The 21713-nt window shown below is 36.2% G+C and carries 19 protein-coding genes; all 19 read left to right on the top strand.

The window, feature by feature from the left end; genetic code table 11:
- Window positions 1-9: 9 nt before the first annotated feature.
- The 19 genes from FA047_RS19250 to FA047_RS19160 all read left to right on the top strand — a co-directional run bounded on the left by FA047_RS19250 (window position 10) and on the right by FA047_RS19160 (window position 21694).
- Window positions 10-606 carry a sugar transferase gene (locus FA047_RS19250; protein ID WP_205943357.1) on the top strand — a complete coding sequence of 199 codons (597 nt, stop codon included), beginning with the start codon at window positions 10-12 and terminating at the stop codon, window positions 604-606.
- On the top strand, window positions 606-1688 hold the full coding sequence (locus FA047_RS19245; protein ID WP_136837724.1) for a glycosyltransferase family 1 protein: 1083 nt from the start codon (window positions 606-608) through the stop codon (window positions 1686-1688). Before FA047_RS19250 ends, FA047_RS19245 begins: the two co-directional genes overlap by 1 nt.
- Window positions 1689-1709: 21 nt before the next feature.
- On the top strand, window positions 1710-2930 hold the full coding sequence (locus FA047_RS19240) for an O-antigen ligase family protein (RefSeq protein ID WP_136837723.1): 1221 nt from the start codon (window positions 1710-1712) through the stop codon (window positions 2928-2930).
- The gene (locus FA047_RS19235; RefSeq protein ID WP_169304462.1) at window positions 2923-4110 is read left to right on the top strand and encodes a glycosyltransferase family 4 protein; all 1188 of its coding nucleotides are present in this window, start codon (window positions 2923-2925) and stop codon (window positions 4108-4110) included. Before FA047_RS19240 ends, FA047_RS19235 begins: the two co-directional genes overlap by 8 nt.
- A complete protein-coding gene (locus FA047_RS19230; protein ID WP_136837721.1) occupies window positions 4094-5299 on the top strand; it encodes a pyridoxal phosphate-dependent aminotransferase in 1206 nt (401 codons plus the stop codon). Before FA047_RS19235 ends, FA047_RS19230 begins: the two co-directional genes overlap by 17 nt.
- Entirely contained in the window at window positions 5283-5849 is a 567-nt protein-coding gene (locus tag FA047_RS19225; protein ID WP_136837720.1) for a hypothetical protein, read from the top strand. The genes FA047_RS19230 and FA047_RS19225 overlap by 17 nt, the downstream gene beginning before the upstream one ends.
- Window positions 5824-6882 carry an ATP-grasp domain-containing protein gene (locus FA047_RS19220; RefSeq protein ID WP_136837719.1) on the top strand — a complete coding sequence of 353 codons (1059 nt, stop codon included), beginning with the start codon at window positions 5824-5826 and terminating at the stop codon, window positions 6880-6882. The genes FA047_RS19225 and FA047_RS19220 overlap by 26 nt, the downstream gene beginning before the upstream one ends.
- A 2-nt stretch (window positions 6883-6884) precedes the next feature.
- A complete protein-coding gene (locus tag FA047_RS19215) occupies window positions 6885-7955 on the top strand; it encodes a glycosyltransferase (RefSeq protein WP_136837718.1) in 1071 nt (356 codons plus the stop codon).
- Between the two features lie 12 nt (window positions 7956-7967).
- Window positions 7968-9803, top strand: a complete 1836-nt coding sequence (gene asnB / locus FA047_RS19210) for an asparagine synthase (glutamine-hydrolyzing) (protein WP_136837717.1) — start codon at window positions 7968-7970, stop codon at window positions 9801-9803.
- A gap of 43 nt (window positions 9804-9846) precedes the next feature.
- A complete protein-coding gene (locus FA047_RS19205) occupies window positions 9847-10941 on the top strand; it encodes an NAD-dependent epimerase (protein WP_136837716.1) in 1095 nt (364 codons plus the stop codon).
- 547 nt (window positions 10942-11488) lie between these two features.
- Entirely contained in the window at window positions 11489-12796 is a 1308-nt protein-coding gene (locus FA047_RS19200) for a pectate lyase family protein (RefSeq protein ID WP_225872798.1), read from the top strand.
- 116 nt (window positions 12797-12912) lie between these two features.
- Window positions 12913-14064: a glycosyltransferase family 4 protein gene (locus FA047_RS19195; RefSeq protein ID WP_136837714.1), complete on the top strand. Its 1152-nt coding sequence runs from the start codon at window positions 12913-12915 to the stop codon at window positions 14062-14064.
- A 25-nt stretch (window positions 14065-14089) separates the two neighbouring features.
- The gene (locus FA047_RS19190) at window positions 14090-15145 is read left to right on the top strand and encodes a GNAT family N-acetyltransferase (RefSeq protein ID WP_136837713.1); all 1056 of its coding nucleotides are present in this window, start codon (window positions 14090-14092) and stop codon (window positions 15143-15145) included.
- Window positions 15146-15187: 42 nt separating this feature from the next.
- Window positions 15188-15991 carry a phytanoyl-CoA dioxygenase family protein gene (locus FA047_RS19185; RefSeq protein WP_136837712.1) on the top strand — a complete coding sequence of 268 codons (804 nt, stop codon included), beginning with the start codon at window positions 15188-15190 and terminating at the stop codon, window positions 15989-15991.
- Between the two features lie 29 nt (window positions 15992-16020).
- A complete protein-coding gene (locus FA047_RS19180; protein WP_225872797.1) occupies window positions 16021-16971 on the top strand; it encodes a hypothetical protein in 951 nt (316 codons plus the stop codon).
- The gene (locus tag FA047_RS19175) at window positions 16968-17477 is read left to right on the top strand and encodes a GNAT family N-acetyltransferase (protein WP_136837710.1); all 510 of its coding nucleotides are present in this window, start codon (window positions 16968-16970) and stop codon (window positions 17475-17477) included. Before FA047_RS19180 ends, FA047_RS19175 begins: the two co-directional genes overlap by 4 nt.
- A complete protein-coding gene (locus FA047_RS19170; RefSeq protein ID WP_136837709.1) occupies window positions 17474-18517 on the top strand; it encodes a GNAT family N-acetyltransferase in 1044 nt (347 codons plus the stop codon). The genes FA047_RS19175 and FA047_RS19170 overlap by 4 nt, the downstream gene beginning before the upstream one ends.
- A gap of 26 nt (window positions 18518-18543) precedes the next feature.
- A complete protein-coding gene (locus FA047_RS19165; protein WP_136837708.1) occupies window positions 18544-20448 on the top strand; it encodes a polysaccharide biosynthesis protein in 1905 nt (634 codons plus the stop codon).
- A gap of 145 nt (window positions 20449-20593) precedes the next feature.
- Entirely contained in the window at window positions 20594-21694 is a 1101-nt protein-coding gene (locus FA047_RS19160; RefSeq protein ID WP_136837707.1) for a helix-turn-helix domain-containing protein, read from the top strand.
- The last annotated feature ends 19 nt before the right edge of the window (window positions 21695-21713 follow it).

Genomic DNA, 21713 nt, shown 5'->3' with positions numbered 1-21713 from the left:
CATTATAGTATGTTAGTGAAGAGATTATTCGATGTGTTTTTCGCTCTAGCGGGTATGTTGGTGTTATTCCCAGTTTTCATTACTGTGGCTTTTCTAATAAAAGCAGGGTCAAAAGGTGGCATTTTCTACAAACAGGTACGTGTTGGTCTGAATCAGAAGACTTTTAAGTTGGTGAAATTCAGGACGATGTGTGCTAATGCAGATCAGGACGGATTACTTACTGTTGGTGATCACGACATGAGGATAACGAAGATAGGTTACTGGCTAAGGAAGTATAAAATTGATGAATTGCCACAGCTGATCAATGTCTTAAACGGAGATATGAGTTTTGTAGGACCGAGACCGGAAGTATGTAAATACGTAGAATTATATAACAGCTTTCAAAAAAGGGTGCTTACTGTAAAACCAGGAATAACGGATTGGGCATCCATTGAATTTATAGATGAAAATCGTTTGCTTGCTAATGCAGAGGATCCTGAAAGCTTTTACATCAACACGATCATTCCATTAAAGATCGATCAGAATTTAAAATATATCGATCATCACAGTATTTGGATTGATCTGAAAATTATCTCTTATACTTTAAAAAGTATTCTTGTCAGGTGATGAAAACATTAAAGGTACTTGATTGGCCCGAAAAAAGATACTATGGTGAAACACATCCGTTTTATAGATGGGCCAACCAATTAAGAGCTAATGACGTTAAAGTGCAATTTTACTATGATCACCAGGATAAAGCGTTGAAAGATGCGGACTGCGTGTTGATCCATTCCAGGTACTTTGCTGGTTGGCAAAATTTAAATACCAGATCTGAACAGAACGAGCAGGAACTCTTAGCTTTTCTTTTGGAAATGAGGCACAGCTCAGGCAAATTGATCTGGTTTGATGCTGCAGACTCTACCGGTTCGGGCGACTTTGCCATTATACCTTTTGTAGATGTATTCCTCAAAAAGCAGATACTAAAGAATAAGGAATATTATAGTGCAGAGAACGGTATAAAGGACTTAAGAATATGGTTGAATTCTAATGATCCTAAAAATCCAAAAACAGCATTTGTCCCCTGTCCTGAAGAGCATGTTAAAAAAATAAAGCTTGGTTGGAATCTTGGATTGAATGACTATAGGTATTTTGGCTATAAGATGAGCAGATTGAGTAATTTTTTAAATTACAATATCTATCCGCTTCGTTTTTCAGGATCAGATAAACAAAGAAAATATGACTTGACTTTTAGGGGGACAATTCATCAGGATAATCATGAGATGAATAGGATCTCCTATCAAAGAAATCATATCATCGGGCTTTTTGATCACCTGAATTTTAATATTGCCAAGGGCTGTAATGTAAGCAAGTCCAGATATTGGAAAGAGCTGCGAAACTCAAAGTTGAGTGTTAGTCCCTTTGGCTGGGGAGAGATCTGTTACCGTGATTTTGAAACATTTATTTCTGGCTCTCTATTGGTAAAGCCTTTAATGAGCCACATGGTGACTTTTCCTGATGTGTATATTCCTGATAAAACCTATGTTCCTGTGGCCTGGAATATGATTGGTACACAAGAACTATTGGAGCAATTGATCGTCAATTACAAAGAAGTAAGGTATATCGCTCAGAATGGTCAGGATACCTACAGGCATGCTATGAATGATGCACAAGGGTTCATAGATGTTTTAAAACAAAATGTAACCGATTAAGAATTACTAATTGATTTGGAAATGAAAATAATAGCTGCCATTTTTCTGGTGTTGTATCTGTATGCTCTCGCTTTTGGAATTTTTATGACGGATCTGTTTAGAATTCCTGCTCCACTGATCTTTTGTATTCCTTTGATAGTATTTTTTAAAGAGAAAGACAATACAGAGTTCATCTACTGGAAAATTCTATTGCTACTTGCTGCAGCTGGTTTCCTTTATTATGTAGTTGGTTTATCAGTTCTTAATGGTTTTGCGGCTAATATCATTTGTATCATCGTCTGTGCCTTATTCTTTAATCATTTTGTAGGAACCAGTAAGGAACGGTTTAATTATGTCGTAGTAGTATTTTTTGGTTTACTAACCATCTCGTGTATTGTTCTTGTATTCGATCACTTTTATGAGATCAGTCAATGGAGGGCGATGCTGATGGGTGAAAGAGTGATGCAAAGTCCTTCAGGTATTGCTGTTTATCAATTTAATTTTGGTTATCAAGTAGCGGCATTAACGCCGTTTGCATTTATTTATACCTGCGTATTTAATAAGTCTTTACTGGCAAAAGGAGTTGTGCTTGCCATATGTCTTGGATTCTTGTTCCTATGTATGCAACGTTCTGCATTTGTCGCTTTTATTTTTTGCGTAGTTCTGTTTATGCTGCTTTATTACAGAGGCAGGGCGGTCATTTCGCTTACCCTGATGGCGCTCGTTTGTGCAGGTGTTTATAATTATGTTCTTAAAGATAATCTGGATAGTGTAGAGAACATCATTACAAAGAATGTTCATAACGATGCTGCCTATAACAGAGGGGGACTGGTAGAAGAAAACCTAAGGATTTATATTGACTATCCTTTCGGATTGATTTTTTACGGTAAAAGCTGGGGTGACGTCATTTACAGAGACTCTGTGTTTTCTTCAGGAATAACTTCTCATAATGCCTATCTAATGTTTTTTACCTATCTCGGTCCTTTTTTAGGATTAGGGTTGTTAGTTGGGATTTATTACAAAGTAGGCGCAATCTGTATCCGTGTTATGGAATTTATAAGATTGAAGGAAAATGCGATGTTGGTTTGTTTGTGTTTTTCCTTTATGGGAGTTTCAATAAATGCTTTATCACATAATCCCTGGTTGATCGGAGCTGATGGCCCAACTATTTTTTTGTATTTCGGGATACTTCATCTGTATTGGCAGCAAAAATATCAGGCTGCGGATTCAATAGTACCTGAGCAATCTCATGCATATGCTTAAACTAAAAATTGTGCACATTATTGGTAACCTGGGGTTAGGTGGTGCAGAACGTTTTGTAATAGATCTTTGTAATGAAATAGCGAGAAATGAGCGCTATGAATTGTCTATTATTTCTTTATGTGAGAATCAGGATAAGAATTCTTTTGTGAAGGACATCGCTCCAAATGTTAACTATTTATCTTTTAATAAAAAAAAGGGATTTAGCTTGGCAGTTCTGTTAAAGCTCACTAATTGGTTGAAGATGTATCGCCCGCATGCGGTGCACAGTCATTTAAATAGTTCGGAGTATTTAACATTATATAGGCTCTTTAATAATCAAACTGTTTTTTACCATACGATTCATAATGTCGCGGAGGTGGAATGTACCGGTTATTTTCTAAAGCACTTTAGAAAATTACATTATTGGATGAACAGAGTAATTCCTGTGACGATATCTAAGAACGCCAGCAGGACTTACAAAGAATATTACAACCTCAGCAATGACGTGCTGATCGAAAATGGGAGACCCCCATTGAAAATTACAGAGTCTTATCAGGATATTTTTCATCAATATAAATCTACAGACAAAGAGTTTTTGCTGGTTCATGTTGGGCGAATCTCAGCAGAAAAGAACCAGCTGATGCTAATCCGTGCTGTGCAAGCATTTAATGCTAAAGAAGATAAAAAGTGCAGATTGCTCATCATTGGTGAGGTACATGATGAAAAATTGTTCAGGCATTTAAAAATTCAGGCAGATGGGGACGACCTTGTTGAATTTCTAGGTGGAAGGAGTAATGTAGCAGATTATTTGAGTATAGCGGATGGATTTTGCTTGCCAAGTGTTTTTGAAGGTATGCCAATCACCATTATTGAAAGCCTGTCTTTGGGATGCATTCCAATATGTACGCCTATTGGAGCTTTAACGCTGATGATTGAAGATGGGGTGACGGGCTTTTTAAGCGAAGATCTTAGTGTAAGGAGCTATTGTGATGCGATCAAAAGAGCAGTTTATAGTCGGGATAGAAAAATGATAAAGCAAAATGCCATCACTGAATTTCAAAATAAATACCATATAGAGATTTCAGCGAAGAGACATTTAAAAACTTATATAAGCATGCTTAGTCATGCCGAGCGTAAAGAAGATGCTTCTGTGTTATTGTTGTACCCGTCAAAATTTAAAAGAAATGATAAAGTTTACTAATGATGAACTACAGATTGTAAAAAAGCTGGAAATTTTGAAAAATGAGGCTGGTTCACACTCTCCAAGTATTATCACATTCAGACAGAAACTGCCTGAGGTGGAGATTAAAGTAGATGCCTGTTTTCTTTCTAATCCATATGCTACTGATCTGTTTCTGGAGTATTTTGATGAAGAGATTTTGAAGAGCGGTAAAATCAGGGATCTTTTGGAATGCTATCCGTCTCAAAATGGTGTAATAGCTGAGATTCTGGCAGAGTTTCTTCAGATCAATGCAAAAAATATTTTTATAGGAAATGGAGCCATTGAAATCATTCAGGCTGTAATACATAATTTTACCCGTCGAAAAATTATGATCAATATTCCTACTTTTTCTTCTTACTATGAATACGTAAAAGAGGGGGTAGAGGTAGTTTATAATGAGCTTTCTAAGGATAATGATTATGGCCTTGATGTAGACAGTTATATAGAACTGGTTAAACTTCACCGGCCCGATACGATTGTATTAATTAATCCGAACAATCCAAACGGGGCTTATACAAGGATTAAAGACGTACAAAGAATATTGGATGAGCTTTCTTTTGTAGATAATGTGATCATTGATGAGAGTTTTATTCATTTTGCTTATGAAACGGAAAACTATCAATTGGTGTCTTTGGCTCATTTGGTAGAAAAATACCCAAACCTTATTGTCCTCAAAAGTATGTCTAAAGACTTTGGAATTGCAGGAATAAGAGCGGGTTATGGAATTATGAAAGAGTCTTATGTGAAATCTTTATTGGATAGTGGGTACTTGTGGAACTCAAATGGTTTTGCAGAGTACTTTTTCAGATTATATACTCAGAAAGATTTTGCTGTAAAGTATGATAAAGTAAGAATCAAATATATCGTTGAGACGCTTGAATTCATTCATGAATTAAAACAACTTCCAGGTATAAAAGTATATCCAAGCATGGCTAATTTTGTACTGATAGAATTGATGGATGGAATTAAATCTACTGATTTTGTATCTAAACTATTAATTACCTATGGCATTTACATTAGAACCTGCGATGACAAAATAGGGTTGAAAGGGCAGTTCATCCGACTGGCATCCCGATCTAAGATGGAGAATGATTATATCATTCAAAGCCTAAAGGCTTGTATTGAAATGAATGTGATTTTGGATCTGGTCAATGAAACAACGGGTTAAAGTCATTTTATTCTCGGTATTCGGCTTGTACTTTAAAAGGAAGTTTAGAAAGCTGATCAAAGGTGTGTCAAAAAGCTCCAGAATTTATCTGATTGATATTGACAATACACTTGCTCATACCTGGCCATCATTGAAAGATTATGTTTACCGCGGTGAAAATCACAGGTATCGCTCACTTTCTATATTCCTGGGTATGCGAAAATTCATCATTGATAAAATTAGAAACAACGAAAAGGTAATTTTTATTTCGGCCAGAAGCTATTTTAATTTTCGGACTACATGTGACTGGTTAAAAAGTAACGGTCTGCCCGGAGATCAGGTAATTCTTGTAGCAAATCCTGATGATAAATTAGAGTACATCAGTGAGTTGCTCTATAGAAGTATTAACGTGGTTTATATAGACGATTTAAGTCATAGCCATGAGTACGGGTCGGTCAAGTTATATGGTGAGTTGATTTTAGATGTAAAGGAATTGCCAATAGAATATTTAGGAATTGATGAAATAGAATTAATTAACTCAGCTTATGAAGGAAATGACAAAAGTACTTAAAAGGTTAGCACGTGTCTTTAGAATTATTGTGACGGTGAAATGGCTTAAATTGTGGAGTAGCTATGATTCAAATGCTGTTATTATACTTTGGATCCCAGGTGGGTCATTAAAGTATTTTGGGTCAGATGCCTTTATCTGGGATATGGCCACTTTAGCCGGCCTTTTGGAAGAAGGTAAAAATTTTAAAATTGTATATGGAAAATCAATTGGGAAGTATCATCATAAGAAGATTTTCTTTTCAATAAGCAGCCATTATAATGTTTACAGGTTTGATGACTATACCGACATTCTGCAGCACGTTACAAAACAACTTGAATTTCAGGGTAATGCCGTTTTTCCTAAGCATAGTGAGACTATTTTTTGGGAGAATAAATCATATATGCATGGCGCTTTTAATGATGCCAAGGTAAATGAACCAAAAACAACGATTTTTAATGATTTTGAAGCACTTTTGAATACAAGAATTAATTTTCCCTTTTTAATTAAAGCAGAGCATTCGTGTTCCTCAGAAGGGTTGTATAAAATTTCTTCCTGGTCCGATCTGGCTGATCTGATTTCTAATGAGAAATTCGTGAGAGAAAATAAGAACATCATTGTACAGGAATTGATCAATATGCGAAAAGATTTAAGGGTGATTTTGGTTAAAGATGATATTGTACTGCATTACTGGAGGATAAATCAATCGGAAGAGTGGAAACCTACGTCGACAAGCTACGGAAGCAAGGTTGATTTTGATTTCTTTCCCGAGCAATGGAGACAGCATATCATCCAAACTTTTAAATCTTTAAAATTGACAACAGGTGCTTTTGATATCACCTGGCAGAATGACGACTTAAATACAGAGCCAATTTATTTGGAAGTAAGTCCTTTTTACCAGCCTAATCCGAAGATGAAGATTACAAAAAAGGCATATGCATTTTATAAACAACATTTTAGTTTGTTTAACTCTTGGGATGCGAAATATGTAGATGTTGTTTTTAAAATCAAACAAAAGCAGGTTAAGGCGTATCTGCAAGACTTGATAACAGCGTAAATATGAAATCCGGTAAACGAGTGATTTTGATGACACCATCTATGAGTAAGGGTGGTGCGGAAACTCAACTTCTTAAAGTTGCGCTTTTCTTAAGGGATAATGGTCATAAAGTACTGATTATTTCTCTTAAGCCCATTGATGAATTTAATGGTGTGCTTGAGAAATCGGGTATAAGCCTTGTTTTTTTAGGAAAATGGGGTAGAAATACATTTTCTAATTTGAGCATGTTGTGGAATGCTGTTAAAATATTTCGGCCAGATGTTATTGTCGCATTTATGTTTATAGCTATCATATTTGCCCGGCTTCTTAAATTACGACTTAAGTTTCGACTGATTTCTACGATAAGAATATCTGTAATTCCTAAAAAGTGGTATTTGCTTTTTAAACTTACTTCAGGACTTGATGATGCAGTAGTTTATAATTCTGTAGCATCTAAAAATAATTTTGAGGTTCAGAATTTTGGATTAAAGAATGGATTGGTGATTAATAATGGCATTTCTATCAATATCTGCTCAAATGAAGTGCGAGAAGAAGAGAATCTGTTTACATGGGTGTGTGTTGCACATTTCAGATGGAATAAAGATTATCTCACTTTATTTAAAGCCGTTACCTTGATTAAAGAAAGAAAGTTCAGATTAGATATTATAGGCGAATTAAATAGTGAAATATGGCCTTATGAAATTATAAAAGAAATGGGGATTAGTGAGCATGTACGTATTCTGGGGTTTAAACCGAATGCATCTTATTATTTAGAGCGATCAGATGCATTTGTACTTTCTTCTTTTTCTGAAGGAATGCCTAACGCCATCCTCGAAGCAATGGCTTACGGTCGGCCAGTCGTGGTGACAGATATTGACGGCAACCGTGAGTTGGTACAACAGGCTGGGTGTGGTTTTCTATGTGAGCGGCAAAATGAATACTCAATGGCTGCAAATATGCTGAAGATAATGGATATGCATCCTCTTGAGAGAAATAAATTGGGTGCGAAAGGCAAAATGCATATAGAAAAGAGTTTTGGCGAAGAGAAAGTAATGAATGAATGGATGCAATTGATTGAGCAGCTTACCAGTTAAAAATCAGAAACTATGTGTGGAATATTCGGAGCAATTAATTACAGCGTAAAGGTACCTGATGAACGCATTTTTGAAGGTTTGTGGCATCGTGGGCCAGATCAGCAAGGACAAATAAATGTAAATAATGTAAAACTTTACCATACGAGGCTAGCTATTCAGGATTTGAGCATTTCCGGACAGCAGCCAATGGAATATAATGGATTAGTTATTGTATTCAATGGAGAGATTTACAATCATATGGATCTGCGGATCAAGTATGGTCTAAAAGCCAATTCTAATTCGGACACATTAACCATTTTGATGATGTTTGAATTAATGGGTATGAAGATGCTGAATGAGTTTGATGGAATGTTTGCTTTTGCCATTTATGATACGCACAATAGGAGAGTATATCTTGCAAGAGACAGAGCTGGTAAAAAACCTTTGTATATCTATGCTAGAGGAGGGTCATACGTATTTTCTTCAGAGCTCAATGCTTTATATCAGGTGGTTCGCCCAGAAGTAGATCATGCTTCGCTTTCCGACTACTTGTATCTTGGACATCACTACCGTAAGTCTACTCCTTATTTGTTTGTTGAGGAGCTCGAGAATGGCCATTTTTTGAAAATTGATACGCTTACCGGGGTAGCTGATAAGACAGCGTGGTTTAGAATGGAAGATCATTATATGGCAGAAAAAGAACTGGGGTATGAAGATTCGATTGAATGTCTGGACGAATTGTTACTAACGTCGGTGAAACGCAGGATTGAAAGTAGTGACCTGGATGTAGGTTCTTTTTTAAGTGGGGGTATTGACAGTGGATTGGTAACAGCAATGGGAGCACAATGTTCACCTAAGCTGAAAACATTTACTGTAAAAATGGAAGGTGCATTTGATGAATCTGCATTGGCGCAAAAAGTAGCAGACAAATACAATACAAGTCATACGGTTGTCGAGATTGATTTTTCAAATCTTAAAGACGATGTAGAAAAAATACTTGTTAATCATGGAGAGCCAAATTCAGATAATTCTGCGATTCCAAGTTATTATGTAGCAAAAGAAGCGAAGAAGCACATCACGGTAGTGCTAAATGGTGATGGTGCTGATGAACTTTTCGGTGGTTATAGGCGATATGTACCCTTTAAAAATATAGATTTCTTTAATACAGGACATTTTACAAAGATCAGTTCAAAAATACTCACCGGGATTTTACCCGTAGCTCATAAAAAGCAAAGTAATTACACTTATATATACCGGTTGCTAAAGTTTGCGAGCTACTCAGATATCGTTAAGATGTATTGTTCGGCTTCTTCAGACCTGTTTGTCGGATATGAAGATCAGTTTTTAGTGAAGCCCTTAATGAAAGGTATTACGGAAGACTTGAATAGGCTTAACAGTTATCCCATTTCATCTTTAAAGAAGTTGTTGCTGATGGACTTTGAATCCATGCTGTTTGGAAGATTACTTCCAAAAATGGACATTGCTACCATGGCCCATTCACTCGAGGGGCGTAGTCCATTTCTTTCCAAAGAAGTATTGGAATTTGCACCAGGACTTGCTGATGATTTCAAAATAAAAGGGATACGGACTAAGGCAATTTTAAGAGATCTCTCAAAGAGATACCTACCTGCCGAATTGATCACTCAGCCTAAGAGGGGATTTGAAATCCCCTTGAGCAAATGGGTGGACGGCGAGCTCAAGGAAATTATGGATGTTTATCTTCTTGCTTCAGATGCTTTATACCCGAGTATAATCAAGAGGAAATTTATTGAAGAATTGATTACTAATAAGGTTAGAATATCAGTAGAAAAAAGAGCCAAAATACTGTTTTGCGTTTTTGGCCTTGAAGTTTGGTATAAGAATTTATAGCGTCGGCTTTCTTATCCGATTTAACACTTTAAACTTATATATTATGAAAGTATTAGTTACCGGTACAGCTGGGTTTATTGGTTTTCATTTGGCGAAATATCTGCTTGAAAGAGGAGATGAAGTGATAGGCATTGATTGTATCAATGACTATTATGATATTAATTTAAAGTATCGGAGGCTTGCGGAAACAGGTATTCCTGAGGATAGTATACACTATGGGGAAATGGTGCAAAGTACCAGGTATGCAAAGTATAAATTTATCAAGCTTGACATCACTGATCATGGTAAGTTAAAAAAGGTATTTAAAGATTGTCATTTTGATGCAGTTTGTAATCTGGCAGCGCAAGCTGGCGTGAGATATAGTTTGACGAATCCTAAGGCTTATCTTGACTCCAATATTATAGGTTTTCTGAACATTCTGGAATGTTGCAGGGTACACAATATTAAGCACCTGGTATATGCAAGTTCATCAAGTGTATACGGGTTGAATGAGCATATGCCATTCTCAACTGATCATCATGTAGACCATCCTGTTTCACTTTATGCTGCATCTAAAAAAAGCAATGAATTAATGGCGCATGCATACAGTCATTTATTTGGTCTGCCTACGACAGGATTGCGGTTTTTTACAGTTTATGGTCCATGGGGCCGACCAGATATGGCTTTATTTATTTTTACTAAAGGCATCTTGGAAAATAAGCCAATTGATGTATTCAACGAAGGTAAGATGAAGCGTGATTTTACATATATAGATGATATTGTTGATGGTATTGTCCGGGTGATAGATGCTCCAGCCAAACGTGATGCAAAATGGAATGCGCTTAAACCAAAGCCTGCGACATCAAACGCACCATATCGCATCTTTAATATAGGTAGAGGGCAGTCTGTTGGGCTTATGGATTTCATCACGGAAATTGAAAAGAATACGGATAGCGTAGCTCAGAAAAATTACTTGCCACTTCAGAGTGGAGATGTGACCGAAACGTGGGCTGATATATCAGATATGAGGCAACTCATGAATTATGATCCTAAAGTTTCAGTAGAAGAGGGAGTTAGAAACTTTGTTTCCTGGTATAAGAATTTTTATACAGATTCAGGAATTCTTAATAAAATGAAGGAGCTGGTTTTAATCTCCTAACCATGGTATTTCCTATATAGAACGATACTGAAAAATATTGATATTTCAGAAGAAAACCACGACAATTTTACCAATTGTCATAAATTAACTCTGGTTTATGACGTAAAAATTACAAATGTATATGTGTTGTAACATCTTTTCTCGACCTTCATTTTTTTTTTTTAAGTAAAAAATAATCTTTTTTTCATTTTCTGTCAAAACTTATTGATGAAAATTTTTTTCTTATTTGTTTCACCAGGATCATCTTTGTTTTCTTTGATTAATGTTTTGTAAATTCTTGTTAATGCTGAAAAAATATCAAACATAAACGATTAAATGTTTCAGATCACCTAATTACGGTCGCCCTTTGTTTAGAGTCTTTCTTTACTGAAAATCAGTATGTTTCCATAATTTTTAGAGTGTATAATGCTTGCTTTTTAAGCGTTACCATTGTATACTTTAAAAAAATAATATGGAAAGAAAAAACAAATTAACAAATCACTTGCCCATGAGCCTTCTGTTACTTCTGGTTTTATTAACTTTTAGTAAATGCAAAAAAGATTCGGATGTGGCAAAAATTAACAGCTCTTCCAATGCAATTGAATCTGAAATTAGTGCAGTTGCTGCGTCTGGATCATCGCGGACTTTGACAGTAACTAAAGCAGCAAAAGATGAAGGATTTTCTTATAAAGTCTACGCTGATTTGGGGACTTCAAGTGATACCCAATCGCAGCCAACAGCATCAACAGTTAAAATATTTGAAAATGGAGTTGAAATTGGTCCTGCCCATTCATTGCATTCGGATATAAGGACTTTGGGTAAAGGTCGATTTAGTCACTGGTCTGGTAGTTTGTATTTTTCAACATCAGATAATAGTGATCCAAGGACAAACGGAAGAACCTATACCTACACTATAGATGGAACTTCTAGTGTTGTAAAACCCCCTCAGGTTGCGGATCCTGTTGTACCTGTGACTCCACCATCGTCATCCAGTTCTGCAATTATAGGGTATGCCTCTGTAGACGGGAAGACAACAGGTGGTCTGGGTGGAAATACTATAATTGCGACGACACTTGCGCAACTGAAATCAGCTACTGAATCAAATTCTCCACTGATTATAAAAGTATCAGGAAAAATTACCGGTACGGGCTTCATCAACGTAAAATCTAATAAAACGATATTGGGACTTAGTGGTTCGAGCATGGAGGGTGTTAGTCTGATGATTTACGGCACAAGTAATATCATTATCCAGAATATGACTATTAAAAATGTAGTTACTTATTCTAACATCATTATAAAAGAAGGAGCACATCATATTTGGGTTGACCATTGTGATCTTTCTTCTGACCGAAATCATGGTTGGGATTATTATGACGGATTGTTGGATGTAGGGAAAAGAGCAGATTATATTTCTCTATCATGGAATAGACTACATGATAGTCACATTCCAATGTTAATCGGTTTTGGGGATCAAAATACAGATGATACTGGTCACCTGCGTACTACTGTTTATAATAATTATTTTTACAATGTTTCAGAACGTCAGCCAAGTACCAGATTTGGTTATATGCATTGCTTTAACAACTACCTATCTAATGGAAGCGGTTATGGTATTGGAGTAACAATGGGAGCTACGGTTCGTACTGATAACAACTACTTTGAAAACCAGTCAGTTCCTATCTATACAGAATACAATGCTAAGCCTGGCTATGTTAGCGGAGCGAATACAAATATTTATAAAGGTTCTGGAGCAAACAGAATATCAACATCGGCATCAGATTGGGTACCATCATATGAGTATAAATCTGTGCTAATTCCTGCGGCTAATGTGCCAGCTGTTGTATCAGCAGGTGCGGGTGCTACACTGAGCATATAATAGGCTCCTTTTGCAGGATTGACTTTCTGACCTTCAGTATTAAAAGTTGCTGACCAGTCTGGCCTCATATAGACCAGGCTGGTCTTTCCAAATTCGTAACTAAGAATTTTATACTAATGGAAATTAATAGAAAGAAGATCCTGATCTCCTGTGATTCCTCGCGCTCACTGCTCGACTTCCGGGGCAAACTAATTGAAGAGCTGATTAGAAATCATGATGTGAGTATTTATACTCCGAAAATTGATCAATCAAGGATAAGGCATAAATTAGACGAGATGGGTGTTACTGTTTATGAAAATGAACTTAAGCCCAGCAATGTTTCTATCCTATCAGATTTAAAATACATTTCAAACCTTCGTAGTTTATTATCGAAGATCCAGCCCGACATATTTTTTCCCTATACTTTTAAACCTGTAATCTACGGTGTTATTGTAGCGAAATTTTGTGGCATAAAATGTATTACACCTATGCTGACCGGGTTGGGTTATAACTTTTTGGATCTTGATAAAAAGAGAACTTTAATTCAAAAAATAACAAGGATACTTCTGAAATTTAGTTTGAAAGCAAGCAATAATCTGAGAGTGATTTTTCAGAATAAAGATGACTATCATACACTGGTTTCAGCAAAAATCCTCACAGCTAAAAACAGGGCATATGTTGTTAATGGATCTGGTGTTGATCTTTCCCATTATGATTACTCTAAGCCTGATCTGAAAGTAATTAGCTTTTTGATGATCGCCCGTTTAATTAATGCTAAGGGGATTAAAGAGTATTATGAGTCTGCCAAAATCTTAAAGCAGAAGTTTCCAGAGGTTAGATTTAGATTAATTGGTCCTTATGATGACAATATCGATGCTATTAATAATGAATTATATTCCAAAATAAAATCAGATGGGACTATAGAATATTTGGGGCTAGTGCAGGACGTTAGACCTTACATTACCGATTCATCGATTGTAGTGCTGCCTTCTTATTATGGCGAGGGTGTGCCAAGGTGTATTCTGGAAGGCATGGCAATGGGCAGGGCCGTAATAACGAGTAATTCAGTTGGCTGCAAAGAGACTGTTAATCCTTCAATAAAGGCCATCAATGGTTTTTTGGTGTCAATTAAGAATGTGAACGAATTAACCGCCAAAATGGAATACTATGTCAGACACGTTGACGATATCATCCGGTTTGGTGTAAATGGCAGAAAGTACGCTGAAGAAAAATTTGATGTGAATAAAGTAAACAAGCAAATGGTTCAAATACTGGAGGGAAGTATATAGTATAGTTCAACTTAACGAAAAACACATGTCTTATCGCAGTCGCATAGTTAGGAATAAAATGGAGTGGATTCGTTATATCGAAAGAGCACTTATGTACGAAGCTTACCACACCTGGCATTACCATTCTTTAAATACAGAAGGAGAACCGTTACTCTTTGTATTTGAGTTGGCACATGTTTTTGTCGCGCTACCGCTGATCAAAAGAGGCATTCCAGATACAAATTATTTTGACCTAACTTCCGTATACGGTTATGCAGGACCTGTTTCTAATGTAGACCTTTCACAGCTTGATGCATTAACCGTTGAAAGGTTTAAGTCAGAATTTATTGACTTTATGAACGAAGAAAAGTGTGTATGTGTTTTTTCACGTCTACATCCTTTCCTCAACCAACAAGTCCTTTTAGGACCTATTGGAGGAGTTCGGGATAATGGAAATACAATTTACATGGACCTTAAGCGGTCTGTAGATGAACAAATTGCAAATTATCATCCCAGATTGGCTCGTCAGATCAGGCATTTACGTCATGCAGGCTTGGTGATCAAGGAAGCTTCCGATAAAACAGAAATCGGAATATTTACCGACATGTACAATGAGAATATGAGCAGGCTGCATGCTTCTTCCAATTATTATTTCACGGAAGATTATTTTGAAGGACTACTTAATTCCACTGAATTTTCTGCGAAATTAATTCTTATCTATAAAGGAATTGAAATCACATCTGGAGCGATTATTTTCTTATCTGAGCATATCATAAGAAATCACCTCTCTGCGACCGCAACTGAATATCTAGGAGATTCTCCGAGTAAACTGCTTACTGATGAAATCAGTTGTATGGGTAGATCAACCGATGCGGGAATCTTTCATTTAGGTGGCGGGGTTGGTGGAAAAGAAGATAGTTTATTTCAGTTTAAAAGCTATTTTTCGGAACAGAGAAAGCAGGATTGCATTTGGTGTTACGTTAATAATCAACACGTTTATAATGAACTTACTTTTCAAGTTAAAGGTGGCGTAGATTCTTCTCCGAATTTCTTCCCTGCTTATCGAAGAAGCACAGCTAAAGAGGTTATCAAATCTGTATAGCTTTAATCTTAAGCAGATTTTAAAAATCTAATAAATTAAGTGATGAAAAATAAATTTGATTATTCTAAATCAGATTTGGTTTTGTTTGACCAAACCATGCGGGAATACGGTTGGATAATTTATGAAAATGCGCTGCCGGCTGATATTGTTGAACAAATTAACCATGATTTGGTGTCCGCATACAACGTTAGGAGACAGATTCAGGTAGCGAATGGGATTGCTGGCAATATGGATGGAACACTCCATCATCTTGTAGAGTCTGAGAATTTTTCACTGAGGTTCCTGGAACAGCAATGTTGCGATGAACAAATGAAGCATTTCTTAGGAGGAAACTACATTCTCAATTCAATGGGCGCAGTAATTAATTTGAAAAATGCGCAACCGTATGTTCAGAATGTTCATAGAGATATTAGAAGTTTTACGGGTGATTTAAAATTGATGGTTCAGATGATGGTTATCCTGGATGATTTCACCTTGGACAACGGAGCAACATATATGCTTTCTAAGTCCCATTTAGGAGATGTGAAACCCGATAATGTCTATTTCTATGGGCACGCAGATCGTGCATTAGCAAAAAAGGGAAGTGTTGTTTTGTTTGATGCCAACCTATGGCATGCTGCGGGTAAAAATAATACAGATTTCCCGAGAAGGGCACTTACAATGGCTTTTACCAAGCCGTTTTTTAAGCAGCAACTAGACTATCCACGCATGTTGGGTTACGAATTTGGAGAGGGCTTAAGTAAAGATTTAAGGCAGGTTCTTGGTTACAATTCGAGGGTTCCGGCTGATCTCGAGGAATATTATCAGCCTGTTGAAAGAAGAATGTATCAACCTGGACAAGGATAGTAGACATGAAACAAATTTACTCAAGTAAAATGAAGCCACTAGGAGGTTACCTGGAATTGCAATTGGAAAAAGGTCAAGATTATTATCCTTTATTATTAAAGCTAAATACTGGACGTAATGCATTTGAATACATTTTAAAAGTGAAACGTTATACGTCGATCTACCTGCCTTATTTTACCTGCGAGGTTTTATTGGAACCCTTAAGAAAACTTGGTATTCAATATCAATTCTATACAATTAACGAAAAAATGGATCCGGTGCTTGATTTTGAAGTTGGGCCTACAGAATGTTTTTTGTATACCAACTATTTTGGGCTTAAACAAGATACTATTTTGAGGCTGAGTAAACAGTTCAAAAATTTAATTGTAGATAATTCTCAAGCTTTTTTTTCTGAGCCTGTTGATGGGCTCGATACATTTTACTCATGCAGGAAGTTTTTTGGTGTTCCGGATGGAGCGTATTTAAATACAGACAGTCTGGTACGATTAAAGCTGGAAAGAGATTTGTCCTGTGATCGTTTTTCTCACCTGATAAAAAATATAGATGTTGGTATTGAAAACGGTTACCAGGACTATATTGAAAATAATATTGTGCTTTCGAATAATCCTATCAAGAAAATGTCCGCGCTTTCCCATCGGATTTTATCAGGTATTGATTATAAAGAATGTAAGTATCGCAGAAACTCGAATTTTATGTATCTCCACGATTTTCTGGTGAATTATAATGATTACGCATTTGATGCATCATCTGTAAATGGACCCATGGCGTATCCATTATTGATATCATCTACTCTGGTCAGAAAGAAATTGTTAGAGAAGAGAATTTATGTAGCTACTTATTGGCCTAATGTATTAGACTGGACTACAAAGAAAATGTATGAAAATTATCTTACTACACATTTGCTCGCACTTCCAATAGATCATCGGTATACGCATGCAGATATGAAACGAATCCTTAATGTATTAAAACAATTATTATGAGTTCAACTGTATTTCTAAGGCCGCTTGTATTGGAAGATGCAAATGTGTCATGTCAGTGGCGCAATAATCCTGAAATCTGGAAGTTTACCGGTTTTGTGCCTGATGTGCCGATTACAAAAGATATTGAACAGAAGTGGATAACTGATGTGCTTAAAAAAACAGATCAAAAACGTTTTGCGATTTGCTTAATTGAAACGGGAAAGTACATTGGAAATGTTCAGTTACTTAAAATCACAAGGAGAAGTGCGGAATTTCATCTTTTCATAGGTGAATCTGAATATTGGGGTAGAGGAATAGGGAAAGAGGCAACGCGATTGATGATGGACTTTGCCTTCCTCGAATTGGGCTTAGAACACGTAATTCTTCAGGTAGATAAAGAAAATCTTGCGGCAATAGCCATTTATAAAAAGCATGGATTTGTAGAAGTAGAGATTGAAAATCAGCGCAACGTGATGCGTGTTATAAGAGAAAATTATTTAAATAACCACTCAAATTATTTAGTATGAAACATGTAATTACTTTAACTCAAAAAGACACATGGATGGCGTATGTCGAAAGGTCGGTAAATTTTGATTTTTACCATACCTGGACCTATCACGTCTTACATTCCGCAGAAGGAGATGCATTATTGTTCGTGTATGAGAAAGGATTGGATTTTATCGCATTCCCATTATTGAAAAGAAGAATTCCCTGCTCTGATTTCTTTGACATGAGTTCCGTATATGGATACAGCGGGCCTATATCCAGCCGGGAATTTGCGGCGTTGAGCTTAGAATTCATCTTAGATTTCAAGAATGCGTTGCTTGAATTTTTTCAGGAACAAGGAATAGTATCTGTTTTTTCAAGACTACATCCCTTCTTTAACCAGGAACCATTGATGGAAAATTTTGAGGGCGTAGTAGAAAATGGAAAAGTGGTTGCTTTGGATCTTACGATTTCACTTGATGAACAGAGAAAGCAGTATCAGGAAAGGGCGCATAGAAAAATCAAACAATTGAGAAAGAGGGGGTATTATGTCAAAGAGGCGTCGGCTTCAGAAGATATTCAAACATTTTTAGCTATTTATACCTCAAATATGATTCGCCTGGGCGCATCAGATTATTATATGTTTAATGAAGAGTATTTTACCCAACTGCTTAAATCAGATGAGTATGATGCAAGGTTGTTATTTGTATATGATGATACTGGATACCCGATTTGTGGGGCAATTATCGTATTAACTAATCAAATTATACAGGCGCATTTGCTAGGTACAAGGAAAGAATATCTTTCAGATTCTCCCGCTAAACTTCTGATTGATGAGATTACCCTTTTAGGACGTGAACTTGGAATGAAGTATTACAATCTTGGTGGAGGACTGAGTTTTAAAGAAGATTCCCTTTATGAATGGAAAAAGAGTTTTTCTCATTTAACATTTAATTACCAAAGCTGGCGCTTTATTGTTAGCCGGGATAGATACAATGCTATTTTATCCGAGACTGGAATTGACAAAGAATCAACTATAGATTTTTTTCCCTTATACCGTAGTCAGCCTCAAAAAGTATAAACATTTCCTCTTTAATTGCCAATGTTATGAAACAGATTCTTTTTTGTAAAAAAGTCTATTCAAGATGGCTCATCCTATTAATTGATCAGTTAATAGTGACTTTTGCTCTTGTGATGTCCCTAATGATTGTTAACAATGCTAAATATGATTGGTTTTTTGACAGTGATTTATTGCTATATCTTTTTGCATACAATTTGGTTACAATGCTGGTATTCATTGCTATGCGTATCCATACAGGAATAATCAGATATTCCAATATAGAGGACGTGTTTAGGGTATTTAAAGCTGTGTTGCTGGCCGATGCTTTATTTGGCGTGGTTACATTTTTTGGAGCCAGTTCTTATCTGGGGCTTGGTTGGCGCTGGTTCGCTGCTATGCTGGTCATTAACTTTTTTATTTCTGCAACTATATTAATTGTTTTGAGGATTGGAGTGAAATTATTATTTCATCAGTTGGAGGAACTTCAAAATAATACTAAGGAAGTGTTGTTGATCTATGGTGCAGATGCGGCTTCTTTGCTCATAAAGCAAGGGTTGGACTCATCTCCTGAAAGAAATTTTAACATTCTTGGCTTTATTGATGACAACAGAGACCGGATCAATAAACATATTGAACAGAAAAAAGTATATCACTCATCGTCTATTCCGTTGCTCAAATCAAAGTGCTCAGTTGAAAAAATGATTGTAATGGAAGATTGTCTGGATATAGAGGGGAGAAAAAAAGCAATAGAAAAATGTCTGGAGTGCGGAATTCGTGTAATTTCTGTTCCAGCCTCCAATCACTGGTTAAAAGGCAAATTGAGATTGAGCCAGCTTCCAGATCTTAAAATAGAAGATCTGCTGCAGAGAGAACCTATATTGCTTGATTCAGAAAATATCCTCAGTGAACTTAGAGGGAAAAGAATATTGGTAACAGGAGCTGCTGGTTCTATCGGTTCTGAGATTGTAAGGCAAGTGCTAAAATGCAACCCTGAGTTAGTCGTTTTATGTGACCAGGCAGAAAGCCCCCTGCATGAAATGCAATTAGAAGTAGAAGATCATTTCCCTTCTGTTCAATGTAAAGTATTCATGGCTAATATTAGAAATTACGATCGCTTAAAAAGTCTTTTTGAAACTTATAGACCCCAGGTTGTTTTTCATGCTGCGGCGCTTAAGCACGTGCCCATGATGGAAAATAATCCTTCTGAAGCAGTTTTTACAAATGTGTTAGGAACAAAGCATCTCGCAGATCTTTCTATTGAGTGCAATGTGGAGAAATTTGTGATGATATCAACGGATAAGGCTGTGAGGCCCACCAACGTGATGGGCGCATCTAAAAGAATTGCAGAAATGTATATTCAAGCTTTGCACAATTATCAAACAGATTTTGTAAATCATACAATATTCATTACAACTCGATTCGGTAATGTTCTCGGCTCTAATGGCTCGGTGGTGCCCAGATTTAAATCTCAAATAGAAAGTGGAGGTCCGGTTACGGTAACGCACCCTGAAATCACACGGTACTTCATGACGATACCGGAGGCTGTGCAATTAGTGCTGGAAGCATCGATTATGGGCAAAGGGGGGGAGATCTTTATTTTCGATATGGGAGAGCCAGTTAAAATAGTTGATCTTGCGCTGAACATGATTAAGTTGGCCGGTTTTACGCCACATACGGATATAAAGATTGCATTTACAGGTTTAAGGCCTGGCGAAAAACTTTATGAAGAGCTATTAAATCAAACAGAACTCGTCGTCCCAACTTATAATGAGAAAATTAAAATATCCAAGGTAATATACTATCCCTATGTGTATGTGCATCGGTTAATAGAGGAACTATTGGCCATCAACTGCGTAAGTGATGAAAGAGCTGTAGTTAAGAAAATGAAGGAGATTATTCCCGATTATGTAAGCAATAATTCTCATTATAATGAATTAGATGTCGTGTGCTGACACTCTGGGTTAATTGGGTTAAGTTTTACATAAATTTTATTGCAGTTGTATGTTGTACTTTAATTCGTACTTGATTTTTAATATTTTTAGTTATATTGTTGAAATGTAAATCTCAATATTGCATGGATAGTATAACTTTTTGAAAATGGCATCCAGATTTAATATGTTTTCAAGTGTACTAGAAACCGATAAGGTTAACTTGCTATCTTATTGGGATAAGAATTTAATTTGCAGGTTTGCAAATAAAGAATTCTTCAAACTAATCGACAAGCCTTCTGAAGAACTAATAGGGAAAACAGACCTGAAAACGCTGTTAGGCATAGCCTATGACCTGCATTATCCATATATCAAAAGTGTTTTAAATGGTCATTCACAAAACTATGAATCAGAAATTTACTTGCAATCTGGTGAGCGATACAGTATCATAGCTACTTATTATCCGGATATAGAGGATGGTCAAGTAGTTGGTTTTTTTGCTCATATTACAAACTTTAAGCAGTTCACAGCGCAGAACCAAGATACGGAGTTGAGAATTCCATATTTGAATGGTGAATCCAAGAGTGTTCAGAACATGATCATTCAAAATAATAAGATTTATGAGGTTGCAGGATATCTAAAATCTCAAATTTTATCGAATTTCCCGTCCATCGAACAATTAGCTGATTTGCACTTCATATCTGTTTCAAAATTGATGCGTGACTTTAAGCACGCGTTTCATACAAGTCCTTATTTGTATTATCGCAAACTTCAAATGGAATTTGCTGAACAGTATATTGAGAAAACAGGGTGTAGTAAAAAGCAAATTTCCATGATGCTGGGATTTTCTAATCCGGCAAATTTTACTTCTTGTTTTAAGAGGTATATTAATGACCGTACAGTAGAAAAGTTTAATTCTGATTTTGCTAAGGACATCAATGAAAAGAATAAAATTCTAATAACGCAGTTTCCACTGGCTGTTGCTATGCTAGACAAACATATGAATTATTTGGTTGTCTCAAAGCAATGGGCTTTTGATTTTAGGTTTACAAATGTTGAATTAATCGGGCAAAGCATTTTTAATTTTTTTCCAGGTACGGCAGATGATATGGAAAAGGTTAGAACCAAATATCTCAATGGTGGTATTACCCTTTGTGGCGGTGAATACTATATTCATGGGGTTGCGGACAATCGGGTGCTTAAGTGCATTATCAGACAATGGTATACTGAAGCAGGAGATCTTGGTGGTCTGATTGTTTATTCTATATAAACTTCTGAGCACCTACAGC

Source organism: Pedobacter frigoris, assembly GCF_005116445.1.
Taxonomy (GTDB): domain Bacteria; phylum Bacteroidota; class Bacteroidia; order Sphingobacteriales; family Sphingobacteriaceae; genus Pedobacter; species Pedobacter frigoris.
The sequence above is the reverse complement of the archived record's forward strand: the minus strand, read 5'-3'. Positions and strand labels throughout refer to the sequence as shown.